This window comes from Marinospirillum insulare DSM 21763, assembly GCF_000686905.1.
GTDB classification, from domain to species: Bacteria; Pseudomonadota; Gammaproteobacteria; order Pseudomonadales; family Halomonadaceae; genus Marinospirillum; species Marinospirillum insulare.
Map to the genome: position 1 here is coordinate 16,981 of NZ_JMLW01000013.1, position 24,155 is coordinate 41,135.

Here is a 24,155-nt window from a genome sequence, read left to right on the forward strand (position 1 = left end):
TTCAGGGCTACGAAAGAACAATAAATGAACAGCGAGTCACGAAAATAAGACCTAAGTAGAGGTTTTTTTGATCTAACTTTGCTAAAATTACAAAATCACAACCATATCTGTACTCCAATTACAATAATAGCCTGATCGGCAACTTTTTGATCTGGCTGCCGCATTACAAGATTTTGGCAGCACTCACTTACAGGCTTGGCAACTCAATCCAAGCGTAAATTAAATGCAAACAGCATTCGATGAGTCTCCGTAAATATGAAACTAAAATTTTTATTATCTTTATTGTTATTAGCCCTACTTGTAACCAGTGGGTGTAAACAAAAAGATCCATTAAGCAAGGTGCTTGAAACCGGCACTTTAACTGTAGCTATGCGTAATACACCAGCTGTATTCTACGAGCATCGCGATGGTTATGCTGGGTTTGAGTATGAGCTAGTTAGTTCTTTTGCAGACCATTTAGGCGTTGAGTTAAAAATTATTAACTACGAAAATGCAAAAAAAATGGAACAAGCATTGAATGAAGGCGCAGTAGACATGGCCGCAGGAAGTTTAGGTTTAACCCTAGACCGTAAGCGAGCGTTTTCTGTATCCAAACCTTTATTGCATAGCACACAAATGGTTATTTACCGCAGCGGTCATTTTAGACCTAAAAGCTGGGAAGATGTAACCGAGGGTTCATCGCTGGCAGTCTTGGCTGGTTCGCGTCAGGCAGAAGTGTTGCAAAGTCATCAAGCGCTTTATCCTCATTTAAGCTGGATGGAAACCGATGACTTAGAGGTAACTGACCTATTAAAAATGATTCAAGATGGCGACCTAGATTACGCTCTAGTTAGTGCGCAAGACTTTAATATCAATCGCTTTTTCTTCCCACGTGCCAGCGTAGCTTTTGATACAGAAATTTCGTCTTCTTTAGTGTGGCTGTTTCCTAAGCTAAACAAGTCACACCTAGAGCGTGTTGCTAGTGGATATATAGACCAAGCGCAAGAACAAGAAGTTATTAGTGAAGTGCGTGAGCGTTATTACCGTCATGAGCAGTATTTAGAGTATGTTGGTGCACCCCTGTTTTTGCGTCATGTGCGTTCACGCTTGCCTAAGTACGAAAGCCATTTCCGTGAGGCAGCTGAGAAGCAAGATTTAGATTGGCATTTATTGGCAGCACTAGCTTTCCAAGAATCACACTGGCGTAAAAACGCAGTATCACCAACAGGTGTTCGTGGATTAATGATGCTAACTCAGCGTACAGCTAACGAGCTGAATGTTGACCGACTTGATCCTATCGAAAGCATAGAAGGTGGCTCGCGCTACTTGAAGCAACTGTATAACCGCATGCCAGAAGGCGTACAAGGTGAAGATCGCCTGTATATGGCTTTGGCTTCTTATAATGTGGGCAAAGGGCATTTAGAAGATGCACGAGTGATCACTCAACGTTTAGGTTTTAATCCTAATAGTTGGGGCGATGTAGCTAAACATTTACCGCTATTAACTCAGCGTAAATGGTATCGCCAAACACGCTATGGTTATGCCAGAGGTAATGAACCAGTCGCCTATGTACACAATATACGTCGCTACCTAGAAATTTTAGAGTGGCATGAACGCAGCCAAGAAAACTTTCTTGAGCAGCTAGAAGAACGTGCTGCAAAAGTGAAGTTTGAAACAGCTTTCCGCAAGATTCCTGCGATGATCTAAAGCCAAACTTTAACCATAAAAAAAACCTGCCAACTGGCAGGTTTTTTTGTTCAGTTGTTTCTTAAACAGAATAATACATATCAAACTCAACTGGGTGAGTAGTCATATTTAAGCGCTGCACTTCTTTATTCTTGGTGGCAATAAAGGCATCAAGCATTTCATCAGTAAATACACCGCCTTTAGTTAAGAACTCCCAGTCTGTATCTAAAGCATTCAAGGCTTCTTCTAAACTGCTAGCTACTTGTGGTACTTGAGCCGCTTCTTCAGGTGGTAGGTCGTAAAGATTTTTATCCATAGCATCGCCAGGATGAATCTTATTTTGAATACCATCTAAGCCAGCCATTAACAAAGCAGCAAAACAAAGGTAGGGGTTAGCACCTGGGTCGGGGAAACGAGCCTCTACACGGCGTGCCTTAGGGCTAGAAACATAAGGAATACGAATGGAAGCAGAGCGGTTTTTAGCTGAGTAAGCCAACATAACTGGTGCTTCAAAGCCGGGCACTAAACGCTTATAAGAGTTAGTTAGCGGGTTAGTAATGGCATTAAGTGCTTTAGCATGTTTAATAATGCCGCCAATATAAAATAAAGCCATTTCAGACAGGCCGCCGTAGCTATCCCCAGCAAAAATGTTAGTGCCATCTTTAGATAAAGACTGGTGAACATGCATACCCGAGCCGTTATCGCCCACTAAAGGCTTAGGCATAAAGGTGGCAGTTTTACCGTAGGCATGGGCAACATTGTGCACACAATATTTTAAGCGTTGCACTTCATCGGCTTTTTTCACTAGCGTATTAAAAGCAACACCTATTTCACACTGGTTAGCCGTAGCAACCTCATGGTGATGGACTTCAATTTTTAAGCCCATGGCGGTCATGGCATTGCACATGGCGCCACGAATTTCGTGGGAAGAATCGACTGGAGGAACAGGCATATAACCACCTTGCACGCCAGGACGATGTCCTAGGTTACCGCCTTCAAAACTTGCGTTAGAAGACCAAGCCGCTTCCTCAGAACCTATGGCATAAGATGAGCCAGACATGGCAACTTGCCACTTCACATCATCAAAGATAAAAAACTCAGGCTCAGGGCCAAAAAAAGCAGTATCGGCAATACCTGTTGATTTAAGGTATTCCTCAGCACGTAAAGCAATAGAGCGAGGGTCACGCTCATAGCCCTGCATAGTGACAGGCTCGATAATATCGCACTGTAAAATTAGGGTGACTTCATCAGTAAAAGGGTCGAGCACTGCAGAGGAATCGTCAGGACGCATAATCATGTCTGATTCATTAATACCCTTCCAGCCAGGCATGGAAGAGCCATCAAACATCTGGCCGGTTTCAAAAAACTCTTCGTCAACGTAAGTAGCAGGAATGGTGATGTGGTGCTCCTTCCCTTGAGCATCTGTAAAGCGTAGATCAACCCACTTAACGTCGTGTTCGGTAATGATAGCCAGACTCTTCTGGGACATGCTTGCCTCCAACTAGGGCGTTTAACTAGGTGTAATAACTCTGTCTATTTAAAAAGCTTAAAGCCTAATAGATACAGGGAATTAGACCATAAATAGCCTTAATGCACTATATGCCAAGCCTATTTAAGCTGAGTTTTTTTACTCTAAGCTCAGGTTATAAAACAAATAGGAGGAATTTAGATTATTCCTGCTTTTTAGACTAAGATAGCTGCGGTTTGAATTGAAATATCATGTTTTTTAGGCTATTTGAGAAGAAAAATATATATCCAGAAAGTCAAAGCATGTACAATTTCCTACCTTTTATTTTGGATCCGCAGCCCTTGCAGCTGGGAACACATTTAGAAGTGTGTACAAGACAGTGTACAAACCTCTCTATTTAAGCAGGCGAAACATAATTTATGTCCTCTAAAATCAATGCCCTACGCAATGTAGCCATTATTGCCCACGTTGACCATGGTAAAACCACTCTGGTTGACAGCCTTTTAAAGCAGTCTGGAACACTCGATCGCCGCGAAGCGGAAAATGATCGTGTTATGGACTCTAATGACCAAGAAAAAGAACGCGGTATTACAATCCTTGCCAAAAATACTGCGATTACTTGGAGCGATTACCGTATTAACATCATTGACACCCCAGGTCACGCCGACTTTGGTGGTGAAGTAGAGCGTGTTCTGTCAATGGTTGACTCAGTATTATTGGTAGTTGATGCAATTGACGGCCCTATGCCACAAACACGCTTTGTTACTCAAAAAGCTTTCGATCGTGGTTTAAAGCCCATTGTTATTATTAACAAAATTGACCGTCCAGGCTCACGTCCAGACTGGGTAATGGATCAAATTTTTGATTTGTTCGATAACCTAGGTGCGACAGAAGAACAGCTAGATTTTCAGGTGATTTACACCTCAGCATTGAATGGTATCGCTGGCTTAGACCCTGAAGAAATGGCAGAAAACATGGATCCTCTTTTCCAATCCATCGTTGATCTAGTGCCACCACCTAACGTAGATGCTGAGGGTAGCTTCCAAATGCAAATCTCAGCATTAGACTACTCTAGCTATGTGGGCGTGATAGGCGTAGGCCGTATTACCCGTGGTCGCGCACTTCCTAACCAGCAGGTTGTCGTTATTGACCGTGAAGGCAAGCAGCGTAGAGCTAAACTAGGTCAAATAATGACCTATCACGGTTTACAGCGTAATGAGTCACCAGAAGGTGCTGAAGCTGGTGATATCGTTTGTATAACAGGTATCGATCCACTGTTTATTTCTGACACCCTGTGTGACCCAGATAACCCAGAAGCCATGCCGCAGCTCACGATAGATGAGCCAACGGTAACCATGACTTTCCAGGTGAACAACTCTCCTTTTGCGGGTAAAGATGGTAAGTATGTTACCAGTCGTAATATTAAAGAGCGTTTAGAAAAAGAACTGGTTCATAACGTAGCCTTGCGCGTAGAAGAAACTGATAGCCCAGATCGCTTCCGTGTTTCAGGCCGTGGTGAACTTCATCTTTCAGTTCTAATTGAAACCATGCGTCGCGAAGGTTTTGAGTTGGGTGTATCTCGTCCTGAAGTAATTATTAAAGAAGTGGATGGCGTTAAACAAGAGCCTTACGAAGAAGTCATTATTGATGTGGAAGATGAGCATCAAGGTTCTATCATGGAAGAGCTGGGCAAGCGCAAAGCCCGTATGACTAACATGAACCCAGATGGTAAAGGCCGTACCCGCCTAGACTTTATTATTCCTTCGCGTGGTTTAATTGGTTTCCGTAACCAGTTTATGACCATGACATCGGGTACTGGTATTCTTACCAGCATTTTCGACCACTATGGCCCGCTGACTGAAGGTAGTGTTGATCATCGTATTAACGGCGTACTGGTTTCCATGGCATCAGGTAAAGTATTGGCCTATGCCCTAACCACCTTGCAAGAGCGTGGTCGTTTATTTGTTGGTCCAGGCGTAGAAGTTTACGAAGGCATGATTGTAGGGATTAACGCACGTGATTCAGATATGGTGGTTAACCCAACTAAAGCTAAAAAACTAGATAACATGCGTGTATCTGGCCATGAAGAAACAGTTCAGTTAACACCAGCAACCATTTATAGTCTTGAACAGGCATTAGAGTTTATTGACGATGATGAGTTGGTTGAAGTAACACCTAACTTCCTGCGTATGCGTAAAAAACATTTAACTGAAAATGAGCGTAAGCGCGCTAAAAAATCATAATTGGTTAATGAGTAACTTTAAGGCGACCGCGAGGTCGCCTTTTTTGTGAAGAAGGTAAAGTTGCAGAAAATAAAGTTAAAAAAGTAGGAGTGAATAACTCATGAGAAAAAATACCAGTAGATTTCAGCGTTATTTAATTCCTATGGTGCTCTTGGGCATGATTATCTCTTTGCTTTTACCACGCGGTGAAGAAGTTAAAACTGAGATAAATGCAGAACAGGCAGCAGAGCAAACAGCGGACAAACAATTACAAGAAGGCTTGCGTAGCTACGGGTCTGGCACGGGTCGTGTTTATGGTTTAACCGATAATGACCGACGTGAGTTTAATTTAGGTGCTAACCCGGAACGCCGTATTTTACAGGAGTTAGGTAAACGGCCTGAACTCATTCCACAGGAAGCAGTACTCGGTGGAAGTATGCATTTTGTATTACATGAGTCGGTGGTGTTAAATCGCCACTGGGTATTAGCCGTTTTTGAAGACGGCCATGTGCGCGGCCAAGCTTTATTTGAATACCAGATTAATAACCAAGATGAGTTTAGCTGGAAGCTGTTAGCTAACCAGCCAGATTAGGTTTTTATTTTAAGGTTTTTGGCGCTTTAAATCTTTTAAAATAAAGCGTGCAGGGTTTAGGCAGTCAACCAGCTCTTGCTCAAAAGGTGCTGGCTCACCCACCAGCTGACTGGCTAGTAATTCAGCACTGATTGGAATGCTGGCTAAACCACGAGAACCATGCCCAAGATTTAGCCATAACCCTGAATGGCTCCAGTTGTTGGGAAAATCAGAAACTGCCCAGCTAGATTGAGTTGATTGATAGCCTTTTTGCCAAGCCTCTAGGTCTGCTAGCTGCCCAACCAAGGGTAAATAATCGGGTGAAGCACAGCGAAAGCTGACTCGCCCATCAAGCTCTTGTTTAGCCGTTTGAGGTTTTTCTAGCTCGGCTAATAAGTTGGGCAAAATGGTCGTTAGTTCCTGCTGATTTTGTAATTGATCGGCCTGACTAAGGGCTGAGCTAGGGTTGTTAGCATCAAAACTGGCACCAAAGCATAGGGTGCTCTTGGTGGGTGGTAGCGTATAACCTTTGCCACAAACTACGCTATTGGGCTTGTTAAGTGATTGATCTGTTTGATTTAAAGATAAATAACTAACCTGCCCCCTGACCGCCGTTACTGGTAACCAATGACTCGGTGTAAAGGCTTTAGCAGCATCAGCACAACAAATAACCACCTGTTGATAAACCTTCTTTCCGCTAGCCGTAGTCATCTGCCAGCCCGCTTTTTTATCCGCAGGGTTTACAGGCGCTAAGTCAGTAACCTTTTGCTGGGAATATAGTTTTAAGCCTTTGCATGTTTTAACTAGTTGTTCACACAGCTGCTTAGGTTTAACCCAGCCAGCTCTAGAAAAAAACAACCCGCCAGCAGAGGTATTAGTGCCAGCTAGTTCACTGGCTTGTTTCTGATTAACCCCAGTAACTAAATCTTTAGGTAGTTGCTGTTTGACTAAAAAACGCTGCTGGCGCTTGGCTTCACGTTCATTGGTGGCTAACTGCAATACACCCGAGGGTGACCAAAGTGTTTGCTCAGGGTCTAGGCTTTCTAACCAGCGGCGAGAAAATTCCAAACCAGCTAAATAAAAACGGCTAGAAGGATTAGCATCTACGGCTAACTTTATATACAAGGCCCCTTGTTTATTGCCCGAGCCACCTGCAGCTGGCATTTTTGCTTCATACATATCGACTTTAAAGCCCCGTTTTATTAACGCCTGAGCCGTAGCTAAACCAGATAAACCAGCACCAACAATGGCTATTTTATTATTTAAGTTAAGCGGTGGCTGATTAGGTGTATCTTTTGTTGCAGGCAGCTCTGAAAAAATACCCCTAAGCATTTCACGCTTACGCCCAAAACCTTTAACTTTTTTTACCTGAAAGCCAACCTTTGCTAAACCACGCCTCACAAGGCCAGCAGCCGTAAAGGTAGCAAAGGTTGTTCCTAGGTCACTAGCTTGGCCAATGGCTGAAAAAAGATTGTCTGTCCACATGCTAGGGTTTTTGCTGGGTGCAAAACCATCTAAACACCAAGCGTCGACCCTGCCAGCCAAACCACTTAAATTAGTGGCTGCATCGCCTAATAATAAATCTAAAGTAATGCGTGGATGAAGATTAAGGCGGTGAAAGCCTGAAATGGGCAAAGGATAGTTTTTTTGTAAAAGTTCTGCGTACTCAGCTAGCTCTGGCCAAAAAGCATGGGCTTGTTTTAAATCCTCTGGTGTTAATGGGTAAAGCTCGGTACTTATCCAATGCAGGCGTGCTGTTACTGGCGCTGTTTTTAGAAAACTAGCCATAGCCACCAATAAATTTAACCCCGTACCAAAGCCCGTTTCGCCCATAACAAAAGCACGTTCTGCCTGCCAGGTTTGCCAGCGTTCAGGCAGGTTATTTTGCTGCAAAAAAACATAGTTACTTTCAGCAATACCTTGGTCGCGTGAAAAATACACATCATCAAAACTTTCAGCCAAAGGCGTGGTTGCTTGCCAATCAAGAGAAGCAGTTTCTAGCTGGCGTGGTTGCTGATAGTTAGCAAATTCAGGGTTTATATAAGTAGGCATAAATAGTGGTTTCACTAGTCTAAAGCTAACTGTTAATCTTGTGAGTCTTTAGGGTAAGCATAATGACATCACATTTTAAGGCAGATATATGGCTAGTAGTAGCCACTTTAATTGCAGCAGCTGGGTGGATCTTTTCTAAAGAAACATTAGTTGGTTTTAGTCCTTTGTTTTTTATTGCTCTACGGTTTCTAGGAGCAGGTTTAGTTTTAGCTTTTTTCTGCTTAAGGTCTCTTCTTAATTTAAGTAACCAACAGTTTTTAAGTGCTTTAAAAGTAGGTAGCTTGTTTGGTTGCGCTATGGTTTTTTGGGTGTTGGGCTTACAACACTCACAGCACCTTGGTATAGGAGCCTTTTTGAATAGCCTAGGCATAGTGATGGTACCACTACTTAACTTTATTTTGGGTGGAGAAAAACCTAGCCGCTATGCATTTTTGTCCTTGCCCTTTGTGCTGTTAGGCATGGCTTTTTTATCACTCGATAGCGAGTTCAGTTTTGGCTTGGGTGAGTGGTGTTTTTTAATGGCGGCGTTCTTTTTGGCTTTTATGTTTATCTTTAATAGCCGCGCAGCTGCAAAAATTTCTGCGCTTCCCTTAACCACCATTCAGTTAATCACTACAGGTTTAATTACAGGCTTTTTCTCATTAATTTTTGAAGAGTGGAGCTTTCAACAGCCTCCAGCCATTTGGGGTTGGTTTGCGGCAAGTTTGTTATTGGCAACTAGCTTAAGGTTTTTACTACAAACCTATGCCCAAGGCCTAGCACCACCTAGCCACACGGCCATTATTATGACTTTAGAGCCTGTATGGACAGCAATATTGGCTAGCTTCTGGTTTGCAGAGATAATGAGCAGCTTTCAGTTAATTGGCTGTAGCTTAATTTTTATAGCTGTATTGGTTAATCGAGCGCCTGCTTTAAAAATGTGGCTTGGTTCTCATTGGCCAAGTAGAAAGACAGCAGGCCGCCCATGACCTTTGCGGCTATCTAGGTTAAAATCTTGCTCCTAACTTTTACCTAGCATTAGCTTTAGCTAACTATTATTAAAGGCCGCCATGCAGCGCAGCGATTTTCACTTTGATTTACCCGAAGAGCTTATAGCCCACTACCCAACGGCGCAAAGGCGTGGTTCACGTTTGTTAGTGCTAGAAGGTGAAGACGTTAAACACCGTCAGTTTCCAGATTTATTAGATTACCTAGAGCAAGGTGATCTGCTGGTTTTTAATAATACTCGTGTTATACCCGCACGTTTATTTGGTAAAAAAGCTACTGGCGGCAAACTAGAGGTTTTAATTGAACGGCCTTTAGACGAGCATAGTGCCTTAGCCCATATACGTTCTAGTAAAGCACCCAAAGCTGGCGCTAAGTTATTTTTAGAAGGTGGTATAGAGGTTGAATGCACAGGTAGAGAAGGCGCTTTGTTTTGCTTAACTTTTCTTAATCCTGAACCCTTGTTAGAGCTGTTAGAAAAACACGGCCATTTACCCTTGCCGCCTTATATTGATCGTGCCGATGAGTTAACCGATAAAGAGCGCTACCAAACCGTTTATGCCCAGCATTTAGGTGCAGTGGCAGCACCTACCGCTGGCCTGCATTTTGATGACGAGCTGCTAACGCAAATTCGTGCCAAGGGTGTGAATACTGCTTTTGTTACTTTGCACGTGGGCGCTGGTACTTTTCAGCCAGTCAAAGTTGATAAGTTAGACGAGCATGTCATGCACAAGGAATGGCTAGAGGTAACCGAAGAGGTGGCCGCTCAAGTGAATGCCACTAAAGCAGCCGGTGGTCGGGTAATAGCGGTAGGCACCACCAGCGTTCGTTGTTTAGAAACGGCTAGTGCAAAGGGCGCTACGCAAGCTTTTAGCGGTGATACGGATATTTTTATTTACCCAGGTTATCAATGGCGCTGTGTAGATAAGCTATTAACCAATTTCCACCTGCCAGAATCTACTTTATTAATGCTGGTAAGTAGCTTTGCAGGTTATCAACCCATTAAAACTGCCTACCAAATAGCGATAGCAGAAAAGTACCGTTTTTTTAGTTATGGCGATGCCATGTTGCTATCTAAAAACACTAGCACTTAATAACATAACCAATTAACTGACAGGGCTAAGGTGAATGAAGCGTTCTGAATGTTCCATGCAGTTTGATCTGCTTAAAACTGATGGTAAAGCAAGGCGGGGTCGAATTACTTTTCCGCGTGGCAGTATAGAAACACCAGCTTTTATGCCCGTAGGCACTTATGGCACAGTAAAGGGTGTGATGCCGCATGAAATTGAAAAGCTCGGTGCTGAAATTGTTTTAGGTAATACTTTTCACCTAATGCTCAAACCAGGTACAGAGGTAGTTAAAGCTCACGGTACTTTGCATGACTTTATGCAATGGCAAAAACCTATTTTGACCGACTCAGGTGGCTTTCAGGTTTTTTCGCTAGGTAAACTACGCAAAATTACTGAAGAAGGTGTACATTTTCGCTCACCTCACGATGGTTCAAAAGTATTTGTTGGGCCAGAAGAGTCCATACAAGTACAGCATGACTTGGGCTCAGATATCGTGATGATTTTTGATGAATGCACCCCTTACCCAGCTACTTTTTCAGAAGCCGAAAAGTCGATGGAATTATCTTTGCGTTGGGCTAAGCGCTCGCGTGAAGCTCATGGTGATAACCCCTCCGCTTTGTTTGGCATTATTCAAGGTGGTATGTATCCAGACTTGCGTAAGCGTTCATTAGAGGGTTTGTTAGCTATTGAGTTTGATGGCATGGCAATAGGTGGCTTGTCGGTTGGTGAGCCCAAAGAAGACATGATAAAAACACTCGATTACCTGCCAGCCCTGATGCCAGAAGATAAGCCCCGTTATTTAATGGGTGTCGGCAAGCCAGAAGATTTAGTCGAAGCTGTGCGTCGTGGCGTGGATATGTTCGATTGTGTTATGCCGACGCGCAATGCACGTAATGGCCACCTTTTCACTGATGAAGGTGTAGTTAAAATTCGTAATGCTCAGTATAAAAAAGATACGGGCCCAATTGATGCCAATTGTGATTGCCATACTTGCCAACACTTTTCACGTAGTTATTTACACCATTTAGACCGCAGTGGTGAAATGTTAGGCGCTATGTTGAATACACTTCACAATTTGCGCCACTATCAGCGCCTTATGGCAGGTTTGCGTCAGGCGATAGAAGAAGGTAAATTGTCGGACTTTGTAGAAACATTTTATTCACGGCGTGGTTTGCCTGTGCCAGCAATGGCTTAGCTAACTAGTCATTAACCAAGCAACTAAAAATATAATACCCACAACCCTTAGGAGCATTTTATGGACTTTTTTATCTCTGCAGCTTACGCCGATGGCGGTAGTGCTAGCCCTATTTCTAGCATAGTGATGCTGATTGGTTTTGTTGCTATTTTTTACTTTATGCTTATTCGTCCTCAGCAAAAACGTGCTAAAGAACATAAAAACCTGTTAGCCGATATCTCTAAAGGTGACGAAATCTCATTAGCAGGTGGCATGCTAGGTCGTGTTACTAAAGTAACCGATGAGTTTTTAGTGCTAGAAATTGCTAACGAAGTATCTATTAAAGTACAAAAAGCGGCAGTCACTGCTGTTTTACCTAAAGGTACTTTAAAAGCAGTAGATGCTGAGTAATTCCCCTATTTTTTATTCGACCAAATTAAGGCTGCCATGCTGAACCGTTACCCACTCTGGAAAAACTTGCTGATTCTGTTGGTGATCGGCATAGGGGCAATTTATGCCCTGCCAAACCTCTACCCAGAAGATCCAGCCGTACAAATCTCAGGTACACGAGGTTCAATAGAAATCACTAACACTGATTTAAACAGAGCTGAACAAGCACTAGAAAAAGCTGGTATTAGTGTTCTAGAAGCTAGTTTAGAGGGTAACAGTGGTTTAATTCGCTTGTTAGCAGATGATCAGCAACTGGCAGCCCGTGAGGTTATTCAGCAGTCTTTGGGTGAGAAATACGTTGTAGCCTTATCTCAGGCTGCAACAACCCCAGAGTGGCTAGTTAATCTAGGTGCGCGAGGTGTAAACCTGGGTTTAGATTTACGTGGTGGTGTTCACTTCTTAATGGAGGTGGATATGGATGCAGCGGTTAAGCAGCAGTTAGAAGTCACCGCCAGTGAAATTCGTGCCACGCTACGCAAAGAAAGGTTACGTTTTCGTAAAGTCGCTGTTGAAGCAGGTCAAATAGAAGTATTGCTAGCCAGTGCCGAAGATTTAGATAAAGCACGCCGACTGTTGCAAGTAGATAGACAAGATTACACCTTTAATGCAGACGACTCTGGTTTACTGCTTATAACCATGAATGAGCAGGCAATCAGAAACCTAGAAGATTATGCTGTAGATCAAAACTTAACCACCCTGCGTAATCGTGTGAATGAGCTAGGCGTAGCAGAGCCGTTAGTACAGCGCTCGGGTCGTAATCGCATCGTGGTAGAACTGCCTGGCGTACAAGATACGGCATCAGCTAAACGTATTTTAGGCGCTACTGCCAATTTAGAATTTCGTTTAGAAGCCAATCGCAACGCTGAAACTTTTGATACAGAAACCTTTGGCTTTCGTGACCAGCCTAACCGTACCGCTGTATTAGAAAGAGACATCATTACCACGGGTAATAATGTAGCTAATGCCAGCGTTGGTTTTGATGAAAATAACAAGCCGCAAGTGAATATTCGCTTAAATGGTCAGGGTGGCCGTTTTATGTCGGATGCGACCAAAAACAATGTGGGTCGCAGTATGGCAGTCTTGTTTATCGAGCATAAAACTCGCACACGTATAGTTGAACAAGAAGGTGAGCGTATTGAAGTCCGTGAACCTTATACCGAGCAAGGCATTATTTCTTTAGCCACTATTCAAAGTCAGTTAGGGTCCAGTTTTCGAATTACAGGTTCTGGCAGCGTGCAAGAAGCTTCCGAGCTTTCCTTATTGTTAAGAGCAGGCGCCTTAGCCGCACCTATTTACTTTGTTGAAGAGCGTACCATTGGCCCAAGCCTAGGGCAGAAAAATATTGAACAGGGTGTTACCTCTATTCAAATTGGTTTGGCGCTAGTGGTTATTTTTATGCTGGCTTGGTACCGAGTCTTTGGTATTTTTGCTTGCGTTGCCTTAACCACCAACTTGGTTTTATTGGTTGCGCTACTGTCAGTCTTAGGTGCAACCCTTACCCTGCCAGGTATTGCAGGTATAGTGCTAACCCTTGGTATGGCGGTGGATGCTAACGTGTTAATTAACGCACGTATAAAAGAAGAAATGTATCACCGAGGTCTTAGCCCACAAAATGCAATACATTCAGGTTATGAAAAAGCCTTTGCAACTATTTTAGATGCCAATATCACCACCTTCTTAGTGGCTATTATTCTCTTTTCTATAGGTACAGGGCCAGTTAAGGGCTTTGCTGTTACCCTTTCATTAGGTCTGCTGACCTCCATGTTTACTGCCATTCTAGTCACCCGTTTAATGGTGAATTGGGTTTATGGTGGTCGCCGCATCGAACGCATCTCGTTATAAGGCAGGAACTAAGCATGACTAATAATTTGAGTTCCAAACTCTTAAATATAAACATTAACTTTATGAAGCTGCGCTATCTAGCTTTTGGTTTATCAGCGGTATTGCTGCTGGTTTCCATTGGCTCTTTAGCTACCCAAGGTTTACGCCTAGGCCTAGATTTTACTGGTGGCACGCTAGTGGAGCTTCACTACACCAATTCTCCAAACCTAGAAGAAGTGCGGGGTCAGCTAGAAACCGCTGGCTACGAACAGTTTGTAGTGCAAAACTTCGGTAGCTCCCACGATGTGTTGATTCGCCTTAACCAAGGTTTCTCGCCAGAAGTGGGTGAGCAAGTACGTAGCCTGCTCGACACACAAAATGCAGACAAGGTTGAGCTAACTCGTGCAGAGTTTGTCGGTGCGCAGGTAGGTGATGAACTGCGTGACCAAGGCGGGTTAGGAATGCTGGTCGCTATGCTCTGCATTATGGTTTATGTAGCCTTTCGCTTTCAGTATAAGTTTGCAGTAGGTTCTGTGCTGGCGCTAGTGCATGACGTTATTATCCTGCTAGGCTTCTTCTCTGTGTTTCGTATCGACTTTGACTTAACTGTACTAGCTGCTTTATTAGCTGTGGTGGGTTATTCCATTAACGACACCATAGTTGTTTATGATCGTATTCGTGAAAACTTTCGTAAAATACGTGAAGGTACAGTCAGTGAGCTAATTAACTTATCTATTAACCAAACACTCATTCGCACCACCATTACCTCCATAACCACCTTGTTAGTAGTGGTAACCCTATTTTTATTGGGTGGTGAAATGATTCACAACTTCGCACTGGCTTTAATGGTAGGCATTTTAGTGGGTACCTATTCTTCAATTTATATAGCAGGTACTTTGCTGCTAAGCATGAAAGTATCCAGAGAAGATTTAGCTATTCCAATTAAAGAAGGTGTATTAGAAGAAGATGGTCGCCCTTAAATAACAATAATCAGGTTAACTACCTAACGGAGAAACTAACAATGTTAACTCTACCTAAAAAAGCCCTAACACTTGCAGCGGCTTTCACTCTAGCTGCAACCAGCAGCTTAGCTATGGCTGCTGATACTAAATCGGTGGCTATTACTGCAATAGTAGAGCACCCAGCTTTAGATGCGGTAAGAGATGGCGTATTAGATGCCCTTAACGATGCAGGTTATACCCAAGGCAAAAACTTAGAGTGGCAATACCAGAGCGCTCAAGGTAATACAGGTACAGCAGCACAAATAGCACGCAAATTTATTGGTGATAAACCCGATGCGCTGGTTGCTATAGCTACGCCATCAGCACAAGCAGCAGTAGCAGGTACTAAGCGTATTCCTATTGTTTTCTCAGCAGTAACTGACCCAGTTGAAGCGCAGCTAGTACCTTCTTGGGAAGCCAGTGGCACCAACGTAACAGGTGTGTCTGACTTACTTGAGCTAGATAAACAAATTGAGCTAATTAAACAGCTAGTGCCTAATGCCAAAAAAGTGGGCATGGTCTATAACCCAGGTGAAGCTAATTCTGTTGTGGTAGTAGAAGCTTTTAAAAAGATACTGCCAAACTATGGCATGGAACTAGTTGAAGCGGCTGCACCACGTACTGTAGACGTAGGCTCTGCTGCACGTAGCCTAGTTGGTAAAGTTGATGTTATTTACACCAATACCGACAATAACGTGGTTTCTGCTTATGAAGCCCTAGTTAAGGTAGGTAATGACAGAAAAATACCCTTGGTGGCTTCCGATACAGACAGTGTTAAGCGTGGTGCGATTGCTGCTTTAGGAATGGACTACCGTGATCTAGGTCGCCAAACTGGACGTATGGTGGTTAGAATTTTAGAAGGTGAAGACCCAGGCAAAATTAAGCCTGAAACCAGCAGCAACCTACAGCTTTTCTTGAATGAAAGTGCAGCTAAAAAACAAGGCGTTACTCTATCTAAAGAGTTGCTAAAAACTGCTACTGAAATTATCCGTTAATCTAAAAATACCTACCGTGCTTAAATTAAGCCGGTAGGTATTTTATTACCCCCTCTGGTTTAGCCCATGTCCCTGTTTTCCTTGTTTGGCGCACTTGAAATTGGTCTTATTTTTGGACTAGTCGCACTTGGCGTTTTTATCTCTTTTCGTTTATTAAAATTCCCAGATTTAACCGTAGATGGCAGCTTTCCCTTGGGTGGTGCAGTTGGTGCGGTATGTATTGCGGGCGGCATGGACCCTTTTCTAGCCACTGTACTAGCTATGCTGGCAGGTGCAGTGGCTGGTGTATTTACTGCCTTATTAAACGTACATTTAAAAATTATGGATCTGCTCGCCAGTATCCTAATGATGATAGCGCTCTATTCTATTAACCTAAGAATAATGGGTCGACCTAATGTACCTTTAATTATGGAGCCCACAGTATTCAGTATTTTAGAAGTTAGCTGGATAGACGATTATGTAATGCGACCGCTTATTTTAATAGTGGTCGTTATTCTTGTTAAGCTGTTATTAGATGCCTATTTTGCAACCCAGCAGGGTTTATCAATTCGTGCGACGGGTTCTAATCCACGCATGGCTCGTGCCCAAGGTGTAAATACAGGCGGTATGATTATTTTAGGTATGGCCATATCTAATGGACTAGTCGGTTTAGCCGGTGCGCTTTTTGCACAAACTCAAGGTGGTGCGGATATATCTATGGGCATAGGTACCATTGTTATAGGTTTGGCAGCGGTAATAGTCGGTGAAAGCATTTTGCCAGCGCGTAAAATGTACCTACTTACCCTAGCCGTTATTTTAGGTGCAGTGGTTTATCGCTTCTTTATTGCCTTGGCATTAAACAGTGATTTTATTGGTTTGAAAGCGCAAGACTTGAACCTAGTTACCGCTTTACTGGTTGTATTCGCGCTAGTTATTCCGTTAATTAAAAAACGCTTATCACGTCCTAAGAGGCTTTAATTATGCTTAAAGCATCGAACCTTAATATAACCTTTAATGCCGGCACCCCCATAGAAACCCGTGCTCTACAAGGTTTGTCGGTTACCATTCCTTCGGGTCAATTTGTTACGGTTATAGGTACTAATGGAGCAGGTAAATCTACCCTATTAAATGCTGTTTCTGGCGACCTAGACGTAGATAGCGGCAGCATTTTAATTGATGAAACAGAAGTGGCTAATCAGCCAGTATGGAAGCGAGCAGGTTTAGTTGCTCGCGTTTTTCAAGACCCTATGGCAGGTACTTGTGAAGATTTAACCATTGAAGAAAATATGGCGCTAGCCCAACAAAGAGGTAACCGCCGAGGTTTAAGCTGGGCTGTTAAAGCCTCCCAAAGAGACTATTACCAAGAACAGCTAGCCCGTTTAAACTTAGGCTTAGAAAACCGCTTAACCGACCGTATAGGTTTACTATCAGGTGGGCAGCGCCAAGCAGTCAGCTTGTTAATGGCAGCCTTGCAACCTTCACGTATTTTATTGCTTGATGAGCACACCGCAGCACTTGACCCCCGCACCGCAGATTTTGTACTAGAACTCACCAACACCCTAGTCACAGAAAAACAACTCACCACCATGATGGTGACCCACAGCATGCGTCAAGCCCTAGATATAGGTGACCGCACCCTGATGCTCCACCAAGGTAAGGTAGTGCTAGACGTTGCAGGTGAAGAACGCAAAGGTATGCAGATAACCGACCTACTAGCCATGTTTGAGCAGGTAAGAGGCGAAGAAGTAACCGATGATGCTTTGTTGTTGGGTTAAAAATTAGGGAAGTTATGACTCTTAAATATAAAAATATTGTGGTACTAACCGGTGCAGGTATATCTGCCGATTCGGGTATTAGCACCTTTAGAGGCCAAGATGGCTTGTGGGAAAATCATCGCATTCAAGATGTAGCTAGCCCGGAAGGCTTTGCAGAAAATCCTGAGCTAGTGCTAAGTTTTTATAATCTACGTCGTGAACAGCTGTTAGATTCTGAGCTAAAACCTAACCCTGGGCATTATGCCTTAGCAGAAGTAGAGCTAGCTTGTTTAGCTGCGGGTGGGCAATTTACTTTAATTAGCCAGAATGTCGATAACTTACACCAAAGGGCTGGCAGCCAGCGTTTAATTAGTATGCATGGCCAACTGCAAAGTGCTTTATGCCCTGCTAGTGGTCAAGCCATTGACTGGACTGGTCCGCTTAACTTAGGCGACAAGTGCAACTGTTGTCAGCCAAGTAACCAGCTGCGCCCTGATATCGTTTGGTTTGGTGAAGTGCCTTATTACATGGGTGAATGCATGGAAGCTTTAGAGAATGCAGACTTGTTTGTCGCCATAGGTACCTCCGGTCAGGTGTATCCTGCCGCAGGCTTTGTTGATGCAGCTAATGCAGCAGGGGCGAGAACTGTCGAATTGAATTTAGAAAAAACCAGCCATGACTTTGATGAAGCAATTGAAGGCAGTGCTGCTGAAGTAGTTCCTGATTTTTTTGAAAACTTATTAGCCTAAGAGGCAAGTATGCAACCTAATGCACCAACCCTAACCATGAGTATTTTAATGACACCAGACAAGGCAAACTTTTCTGGAAACGTCCACGGTGGCACACTATTAAAGTACCTAGATGAAGTTGCCTATGCCTGCGCTAGCCGTTATGCAGGTTGCTATGTCGTTACTCTATCGGTGGATCAAGTAACCTTTCGCCAGCCAGTGCATGTAGGTGAGCTAGTTACCTTCTTAGCTTCGGTTAACTACACAGGCCGCACCTCCATGGAAATAGGCATTAAAGTCATTACCGAAGACATCCATCAAAAAATGGTTAGGCATACTAATAGCTGCTTTTTTACTATGGTTGCTGTAGACGATAAGGGTAAGCCAGTTGAAGTGCCTAAATTAGACCCTAAAACAGATGACGAAATAAGACGCTTCTCCAACGCTGAAGTTCGTCGAACCATTCGCCAAGAACTTAATGAACGTTATGAAGCGCTTATACAAAAAGACTAACTGCCAATTACCCAAATAAGCAGGCTGGTGGCACTAAGCAAGCCTGCAAAGCCCATGGTTAGCCATTTTATTAGTGTTTTTTGCTGAAACTTTACGTCGTAGAGTGCATGGCGTATGCGGTGCAAGCTATGAAAGGCTGGGAAAATAATGACTGCGCCAATAAAGATTAACCCCCAAAAGCCAAAAAACCACTGGCTAGCTTGCTTGTAGTCTAAAATAACTAGCTCAAGCGGTAGTAGCAGTCCATAAAATAAAATAATGCTGGGCAGGAAAACTGCAAAGCAAACTCCACCAGCACTGAATAAGCCCCACCAAATGGGTTCGTCACTGCGTTTTAATTGTTTATTCTGCTGCATTTTTTATCCCCAAAATAACCAAGCCACTAAAGCAAAAACTGCCAATACACCTGCCCATTGGCCAGCAACTAATGCTGGAGCTGAAACTTTTTTACCGCCAAACTCTAATGGCATAACCCGTGGAAAAAGCTGAAAAAACGTCCAGGCATGAAACAAGCTAGCAAGCAAAGCGAGGGTATTAATCAGCATAACTAAAGGGTTTTGCATGACAGCTAGCCAAAGGTACCAAGCTTCAGCGCCTTGGCTAAGCGAATAAAGCCCTTTCACCAAACAAAGCAAGAAAAACAACAAGGGCAAAACAGTGAGTTCACGCAGCATATAAACTTTAAATGCAGTGTTTTTTAGCCACCAAGTGCGCGTAAGGGTAGGACGATAACTCATGAACGACCTCCTAAAAGGCTGAAAATTAAATCAGTAGCTGAAGTCACTTTAGACTGGTTCACCGCTGCTGCTGGATCAACACTTTTAGGGCAAACTTCAGAACAATAACCCACAAAAGTACAACTCCAAGCGCCTTCTTCTGAATTAATCATTGGCATACGCTCTGCTTGGCCAGCATCACGGTTATCTAGGTTATAGCGGTGTGCCAGGGTAAGCGCTGCTGGGCCAATAAACTCAGGGTTTAAACCAAATTGTGGACAAGCGGAATAGCACAGGCCGCAGTTAATACAGGAAGAAAACTGCTGGTATTTATCTAGCTGACGTGGAGTTTGGTTATGAGGATCAAAACTTTGTACGCTTTCTTTAGAGTCTTTACTGATTAGATAAGGCTTAACGGCTTCTAAATGCGTAAGGAAGGATTCCATATCAATAATAAGGTCGCGCTCTACAGGAAAGTGCGCCATAGGCTCAATTAACATGCCCGTTTGCACATAGTCACGCAAAAACACATTGCAGCCCAGCATAGGTTTGCCATTCAGCATAATGCCGCAAGAACCACAAATAGCCATGCGGCAAGACCAGCGGTAGCTAAGCGTTGGGTCTAACTCTTCCTTTATATAAGTTAAAGCATCCAGTACCGAAGTGCTGGTGTCGTAGGGCACAGTGTAGCTTTGGTTAAACGGCTCGCTAGATTGCTCTGGTAAATAGCGCTGAATGGTTACTTCTAATTCCATTATTTAGCTCCTTTTGCAGCTTCGCCAGATTTTGCAGCATCACCATAAGCACGTTCAGCAGGGGGTAAAATTGAAGTATCCACCGCTTGCCACTCTAAACGCGCCGCTTCTTTTCCTTGGTAATAAACCAAACTATGTTGTAAAAAATCTTGGTCATTTCGGCTGGTACAGCCTTCATCTAAACGCTGATGTGCGCCTCGTGATTCCTTACGCTCTAACGCACCTAAGCAAGTTGCTTCGGCAATATCTAAACCAAAGCCTACCTCTAGGCACATAAAAAACTCTGTGTTGTAAACTTTGCTTTTATCTTGAATATGCACACTTTGGTAGCGTTTTCTTAATTCACGAATCGTCTGCAAAGTTTCTTCCATGCCAGCTTGGGTGCGGTAAATACCGCAACCTTCCTCCATGGTTTTAAGCAGCTCTTTTTTAATCTCAACCCAAGATTCACCACTGGTGCGGTCATTAAGAGTTGCCAGTTGTTTTTGCACTAGCTTGGCTTGTTCTTGCAAGGTCGGCAAAGCAGCAAAGTCTTTGTTATCGGCATTTTCAGCCGCTTGTTCACCCGCTAAGCGACCAAAAACTAACAGCTCAGTCAGTGAGTTAGAACCTAAACGATTTGCTCCATGTAAACCAACCGATGCACATTCGCCAGCAGCGTATAAACCTTTAATGCTGGTTTCACTCTTGGCATCGGTCATTATGCCGCCCATAGTATAATGAACCGCAGGACGTACAGGAATTGGCTCTTTGGCAGGGTCGATATTGACAAAGGCTTTAGCTAATTCACTAATAAAGGGTAGGCGCTCCTGCAGATACTTTTCACCCAAATGGCGTAAGTCTAAATACACCACATCACTGTCACCGTATTTACCCGTGCGCCCAGCTTGCTGTTCTTGCCAAAAAGCTTGCGAAAGTTTATCGCGTGGGCCTAATTCCATGTATTTGTTTTCAGGTTTACCTAAAGGTGTTTCAGGCCCTAAGCCATAGTCTTGCAAGTAGCGATAACCATCTTTGTTAACCATAATACCGCCTTCACCACGGGAAGCTTCGGTAATTAAAATACCTGAGCCGGGTAAGCCAGTGGGGTGGTATTGCACAAACTCCATATCCCTTAAAGCAACACCCTTGCGGTAAGCTAGGGCCATGCCATCACCGGTAACTATGCCGCCATTGGTATTAAAACGGAATAAACGCCCAGCACCCCCGGTTGCTAAAATAACCGATTTAGCTCTAAGTAGGTGAAGTTCCCCTGTTGCCACTTCTATGGCTATAACTCCAGCCACAGCTGCATCAACCACCAATAAATCGAGAACAAAAAATTCATCTAAACGCTGAATTTGCGAATACTTTAAAGAAGTTTGGTAAAGAGTATGCAGCATGTGGAAGCCAGTTTTATCGGCAGCAAACCAAGTGCGCTCAACCTTCATACCACCAAAACGCCTAACCTGAATTGTGCCATCTTCTTTACGGCTCCAAGGGCAACCCCAATGCTCCATCTGCACCAGTTCTTGATAAGCATGACGAACAAAATAATCCACCACCCCTTGCTCTGCTAACCAATCACTGCCCATCACTGTGTCTTCAATATGCGCCTGAAAACTGTCTTTCTCTAGCGTAACGGCTGCTGCACCGCCTTCGGCAGCAACTGTATGCGAGCGCATAGGATAAACTTTAGAAACCAAGCCTATGTTTAAGTGGGGGGATTTTTCAGCTGCAGCAATACTGGCACGTAAGCCTGCACCACCACCGCCAACAACTAAAATATCAAAATCAGACTGTTGCATTGCACATCCTTGAAATGGTTTTAATAGGTTAATACTACCCTGAATTTTTGTTCACAACCAAACGTGCTATAAAGCTTAAACTTTTTTACATTACAGCTGAAGGTGGTTATGTCTTTAACACTTAATTTGGTTGCCGAGCCGCCTATTCTACTTATTTTAATTACTGTAGCCTTTATTGCAGGGTTTATTGATGCTATTGCCGGTGGCGGTGGTTTATTAACTATTCCTGCTTTACTAATGGCAGGCTTGCCGCCCCACCTAGTTTTAGGAACTAATAAACTCTGTGCCACCTTTGGTTCTGCAACGGCTAGTTTGGCATTTTATCGCAAAGGTTTGTTTGATCCTAAACAGTGGCAGCGAGGTTTATGGGCAACTGGAATAGGCGCAATACTAGGGGCAGTTTTGGCACAGCAATTACCAGCGCAATGGTTAAACCAAATGCTACCTCTAGTGGTATTTGCTTGTGCTGCCTATTTACTTTTTGGCCCTACACCAAAAGCTAATAATGAAGAAGAAAAGCCCATTATTAAAACCACTCGCCAGTGGCCGCAAGGTTTAGGTTTGGGTTTTTATGATGGCGTAGCAGGGCCGGGTACTGGTGCTTTTTGGACAGTCAGCAGCCTTATGCTTTATCCCCTTGACTTACTGCGTGCCAGTGGTGTTGCTCGCTCCATGAACTTTGTAAGCAATGGCGCAGCACTCAGCATGTTTGTTATTAGTGGTAATGTTGCTTGGGCCGTTGGCTTGGGTATGGGCGCAGCACTTATGTTAGGTGCTACAGTGGGTGCAAAAGTTGCCATAGGTGGCGGCAACAAGTTAATTCGCCCCGTGTTTATTTTAGTGGTTATGGCCTTAGCAGCACGATTAGCCTGGCAGCATTGGTTGGGGGTATAGAGGTTAAAATGATTTAATAAGCCTTTGCTAAAGGCAGCAGTAAAGCGCATTGTTCCCTAATAGGGAACTTCGAGGTATTATGAAAGTCTTAGGGAAAGATAAGCTAATCAAGTTTTATAAAAAGCACGCAAATGCAAAGTCTGCATTAGAGGCTTGGGTCGCTGAAGCTCAAAATGCTACATGGAAAACGCCTCAGGATATTAAAAACCGTTACTCTAGCGCAGATTTTCTGGATGGTAATCGGGTTATTTTTAATATTAAGGGCAATCATTACCGATTAGTTATAAAAGTAAGGTATCAAAATGGTATTGCTGTTGTTCTATGGGTGGGAACTCATGCCCAGTATGACAAGCAAAATTTTTAGGAGGTTTTATGACACACATTAAATTAATAAAATCACCGCAAGACCATGAGCAAGCACTAGAACACTTATTGTCTTTGATGGAATTGAACCCAGAGCCTAACACTGCTAAAGCCGATGAAATGGAGGTTTTAGCAGTGCTGATCGAAAAATATGAAGAAGAGGCATTTCCAATAAATAAGCCTGACCCTATTGAAGCAATTAAATTCCGTATGGAGCAACAGGGGTTAAGAAACAAAGACTTAGTGCCTTATATAGGCTCAGCATCTAAAGTTTCTGAGGTTTTAAATGGTACTCGTAATCTAAGCCTCAACATGATTCGTAGACTAAGCGAAGGCATGAATATTTCTGCGAGTATTTTAATTCAAGCTCCATCCCAAAAAGTTATTTAAGAAGTGCGGGCTTGGGTAATTGTAAGCATCGCAACCCTTCGAATATTTTTAACCAAGTAGTAGAGGTAAATACAGTGATAAAAAGTAATACACGCGGTGCATTTTTGTTAGGCCTATTGATAGCCCTAGGTTTAGCTGTGTTGGGCTTTCAGCTGGGCAATGCAGCTATTAAAGTTAAGCAATACGAAAGAAGCGTAAAGGTAAAAGGTTTGTCTGAGCGAGAAGTTAGCTCTGATATTGTTTTATGGCCCATTCAATTTAGTGCAGCGGGTAACAACCTAGAAGCCTTGTATAACCAAACAGAAAAAAACACTTTAAAAATAAAGCAGTTTTTAATTGATAGCGGTATCGCTGCCGATGAAATCACCTACTCTTCGCCCACAATAACCGATAAGTCTGCCCAGCAATGGGGTGGCAATGAAAAAGCTGAATTTCGTTACACTGCCCTGCAAACCGTAACCGTTTATTCAGAAAATATCGCTGCGGTGCGTTCTGTTATGAGCCAGTTATCTGAGCTAGGCAAACAAGGTATCGTTTTTACCAGTGGTAACTATGAAGCACAAACTGAATATATTTTCACCAGCTTAAATGAAATTAAGCCCGATATGGTTGAAGAAGCCACTAGGCAAGCCAGAGAAGTGGCTGAGAAATTTGCAAAAGACTCTGACAGTAAACTGGGCAAAATTAAGCAAGCTTCCCAAGGTCAGTTTAGTATTAGCCCAAGAGATAGAAACAACCCACACATTAAAAAAGTGAGAGTCGTTTCAACAGTGGAATACTATTTATCAGATTGACTTTAAACA

The 24,155-nt window shown here is 43.3% G+C and carries 24 protein-coding genes; 18 read left to right on the forward strand and 6 right to left on the reverse strand.

The features are described 5' to 3' along the window. Positions 1-255: 255 nt before the first annotated feature. Positions 256-1,686, forward strand: coding sequence for a membrane-bound lytic murein transglycosylase MltF (gene mltF, locus BP27_RS15505; protein WP_036239638.1), 1,431 nt, complete (start codon positions 256-258; stop codon positions 1,684-1,686). A 61-nt stretch (positions 1,687-1,747) separates the two neighbouring features. Here mltF and glnA read toward each other — a convergent pair whose 3' ends face one another. After that, the gene (gene glnA / locus BP27_RS0106705) at positions 1,748-3,154 is read right to left on the reverse strand and encodes a glutamate--ammonia ligase (protein WP_027850893.1); all 1,407 of its coding nucleotides are present in this window, start codon (positions 3,152-3,154) and stop codon (positions 1,748-1,750) included. Positions 3,155-3,552: 398 nt separating this feature from the next. Here glnA and typA point away from each other — a divergent pair, with 398 nt between their 5' ends. Beyond that, complete coding sequence (gene typA, locus BP27_RS0106710) at positions 3,553-5,376, forward strand: translational GTPase TypA (RefSeq protein ID WP_027850894.1); 1,824 nt, start codon at positions 3,553-3,555, stop codon at positions 5,374-5,376. A 100-nt stretch (positions 5,377-5,476) separates the two neighbouring features. Continuing rightward, the gene (locus tag BP27_RS16720; RefSeq protein ID WP_051610419.1) at positions 5,477-5,947 is read left to right on the forward strand and encodes a hypothetical protein; all 471 of its coding nucleotides are present in this window, start codon (positions 5,477-5,479) and stop codon (positions 5,945-5,947) included. A gap of 9 nt (positions 5,948-5,956) precedes the next feature. Here BP27_RS16720 and mnmC read toward each other — a convergent pair whose 3' ends face one another. Then, positions 5,957-7,978, reverse strand: a complete 2,022-nt coding sequence (gene mnmC, locus BP27_RS15515; RefSeq protein WP_150112025.1) for a bifunctional tRNA (5-methylaminomethyl-2-thiouridine)(34)-methyltransferase MnmC2/FAD-dependent 5-carboxymethylaminomethyl-2-thiouridine(34) oxidoreductase MnmC1 — start codon at positions 7,976-7,978, stop codon at positions 5,957-5,959. 62 nt (positions 7,979-8,040) lie between these two features. Here mnmC and BP27_RS15520 point away from each other — a divergent pair, with 62 nt between their 5' ends. The 11 genes from BP27_RS15520 to BP27_RS0106775 all read left to right on the forward strand — a co-directional run bounded on the left by BP27_RS15520 (position 8,041) and on the right by BP27_RS0106775 (position 18,447). Beyond that, positions 8,041-8,946 (forward strand): DMT family transporter, encoded by a 906-nt coding sequence (locus BP27_RS15520; protein ID WP_036239641.1) that lies wholly within the window; start codon positions 8,041-8,043, stop codon positions 8,944-8,946. Between the two features lie 81 nt (positions 8,947-9,027). Continuing rightward, positions 9,028-10,056: a tRNA preQ1(34) S-adenosylmethionine ribosyltransferase-isomerase QueA gene (gene queA / locus BP27_RS0106730; RefSeq protein ID WP_027850895.1), complete on the forward strand. Its 1,029-nt coding sequence runs from the start codon at positions 9,028-9,030 to the stop codon at positions 10,054-10,056. 34 nt (positions 10,057-10,090) lie between these two features. Beyond that, positions 10,091-11,227, forward strand: coding sequence for a tRNA guanosine(34) transglycosylase Tgt (tgt, locus tag BP27_RS0106735; RefSeq protein WP_211251294.1), 1,137 nt, complete (start codon positions 10,091-10,093; stop codon positions 11,225-11,227). A gap of 60 nt (positions 11,228-11,287) precedes the next feature. Further along, positions 11,288-11,617, forward strand: a complete 330-nt coding sequence (yajC, locus tag BP27_RS0106740; protein WP_027850897.1) for a preprotein translocase subunit YajC — start codon at positions 11,288-11,290, stop codon at positions 11,615-11,617. Between the two features lie 36 nt (positions 11,618-11,653). Then, the gene (gene secD / locus BP27_RS0106745; protein WP_027850898.1) at positions 11,654-13,498 is read left to right on the forward strand and encodes a protein translocase subunit SecD; all 1,845 of its coding nucleotides are present in this window, start codon (positions 11,654-11,656) and stop codon (positions 13,496-13,498) included. A 14-nt stretch (positions 13,499-13,512) separates the two neighbouring features. After that, complete coding sequence (gene secF / locus BP27_RS0106750; protein ID WP_051610421.1) at positions 13,513-14,457, forward strand: protein translocase subunit SecF; 945 nt, start codon at positions 13,513-13,515, stop codon at positions 14,455-14,457. 41 nt (positions 14,458-14,498) lie between these two features. After that, the gene (locus tag BP27_RS0106755; protein WP_027850900.1) at positions 14,499-15,473 is read left to right on the forward strand and encodes an ABC transporter substrate-binding protein; all 975 of its coding nucleotides are present in this window, start codon (positions 14,499-14,501) and stop codon (positions 15,471-15,473) included. Between the two features lie 66 nt (positions 15,474-15,539). Next, a complete protein-coding gene (locus tag BP27_RS0106760; protein ID WP_027850901.1) occupies positions 15,540-16,430 on the forward strand; it encodes an ABC transporter permease in 891 nt (296 codons plus the stop codon). 2 nt (positions 16,431-16,432) lie between these two features. Beyond that, positions 16,433-17,227 carry an ABC transporter ATP-binding protein gene (locus BP27_RS0106765; RefSeq protein WP_027850902.1) on the forward strand — a complete coding sequence of 265 codons (795 nt, stop codon included), beginning with the start codon at positions 16,433-16,435 and terminating at the stop codon, positions 17,225-17,227. A 14-nt stretch (positions 17,228-17,241) separates the two neighbouring features. Then, positions 17,242-17,955 (forward strand): NAD-dependent deacylase, encoded by a 714-nt coding sequence (locus tag BP27_RS0106770; protein ID WP_027850903.1) that lies wholly within the window; start codon positions 17,242-17,244, stop codon positions 17,953-17,955. A 9-nt stretch (positions 17,956-17,964) separates the two neighbouring features. Continuing rightward, complete coding sequence (locus BP27_RS0106775; RefSeq protein WP_027850904.1) at positions 17,965-18,447, forward strand: acyl-CoA thioesterase; 483 nt, start codon at positions 17,965-17,967, stop codon at positions 18,445-18,447. On the opposite strand, the gene frdD is transcribed toward BP27_RS0106775, so the two are convergent. Genes frdD through frdA form a run of 4 tightly spaced genes read right to left on the reverse strand, consistent with a single transcriptional unit; the run spans position 18,444 to position 21,705 of the window. Then, entirely contained in the window at positions 18,444-18,803 is a 360-nt protein-coding gene (gene frdD, locus BP27_RS0106780) for a fumarate reductase subunit FrdD (RefSeq protein ID WP_027850905.1), read from the reverse strand. The two genes, BP27_RS0106775 and frdD, sit on opposite strands and share 4 nt — an antisense overlap. Before the next feature lie 3 nt (positions 18,804-18,806). Next, on the reverse strand, positions 18,807-19,184 hold the full coding sequence (locus BP27_RS0106785) for a succinate dehydrogenase/fumarate reductase transmembrane subunit (RefSeq protein WP_027850906.1): 378 nt from the start codon (positions 19,182-19,184) through the stop codon (positions 18,807-18,809). Next, complete coding sequence (locus BP27_RS0106790) at positions 19,181-19,918, reverse strand: succinate dehydrogenase/fumarate reductase iron-sulfur subunit (RefSeq protein ID WP_027850907.1); 738 nt, start codon at positions 19,916-19,918, stop codon at positions 19,181-19,183. Before BP27_RS0106790 ends, BP27_RS0106785 begins: the two co-directional genes overlap by 4 nt. Next, positions 19,918-21,705 carry a fumarate reductase (quinol) flavoprotein subunit gene (gene frdA / locus BP27_RS0106795; RefSeq protein WP_027850908.1) on the reverse strand — a complete coding sequence of 596 codons (1,788 nt, stop codon included), beginning with the start codon at positions 21,703-21,705 and terminating at the stop codon, positions 19,918-19,920. Before frdA ends, BP27_RS0106790 begins: the two co-directional genes overlap by 1 nt. A 108-nt stretch (positions 21,706-21,813) precedes the next feature. On the opposite strand from frdA, the gene BP27_RS0106800 reads away from it, so the two are divergent. The 4 genes from BP27_RS0106800 (at position 21,814) to BP27_RS0106815 (ending at position 24,146) form a co-directional block, all read left to right on the forward strand. After that, on the forward strand, positions 21,814-22,599 hold the full coding sequence (locus BP27_RS0106800) for a TSUP family transporter (protein ID WP_027850909.1): 786 nt from the start codon (positions 21,814-21,816) through the stop codon (positions 22,597-22,599). A 79-nt stretch (positions 22,600-22,678) separates the two neighbouring features. Further along, positions 22,679-22,963, forward strand: coding sequence for a type II toxin-antitoxin system HigB family toxin (locus BP27_RS0106805; RefSeq protein ID WP_027850910.1), 285 nt, complete (start codon positions 22,679-22,681; stop codon positions 22,961-22,963). Between the two features lie 8 nt (positions 22,964-22,971). After that, positions 22,972-23,352 (forward strand): helix-turn-helix domain-containing protein, encoded by a 381-nt coding sequence (locus BP27_RS0106810; RefSeq protein ID WP_027850911.1) that lies wholly within the window; start codon positions 22,972-22,974, stop codon positions 23,350-23,352. A gap of 74 nt (positions 23,353-23,426) precedes the next feature. Beyond that, positions 23,427-24,146, forward strand: a complete 720-nt coding sequence (locus tag BP27_RS0106815; protein ID WP_027850912.1) for an SIMPL domain-containing protein — start codon at positions 23,427-23,429, stop codon at positions 24,144-24,146. Positions 24,147-24,155: the final 9 nt, after the last annotated feature.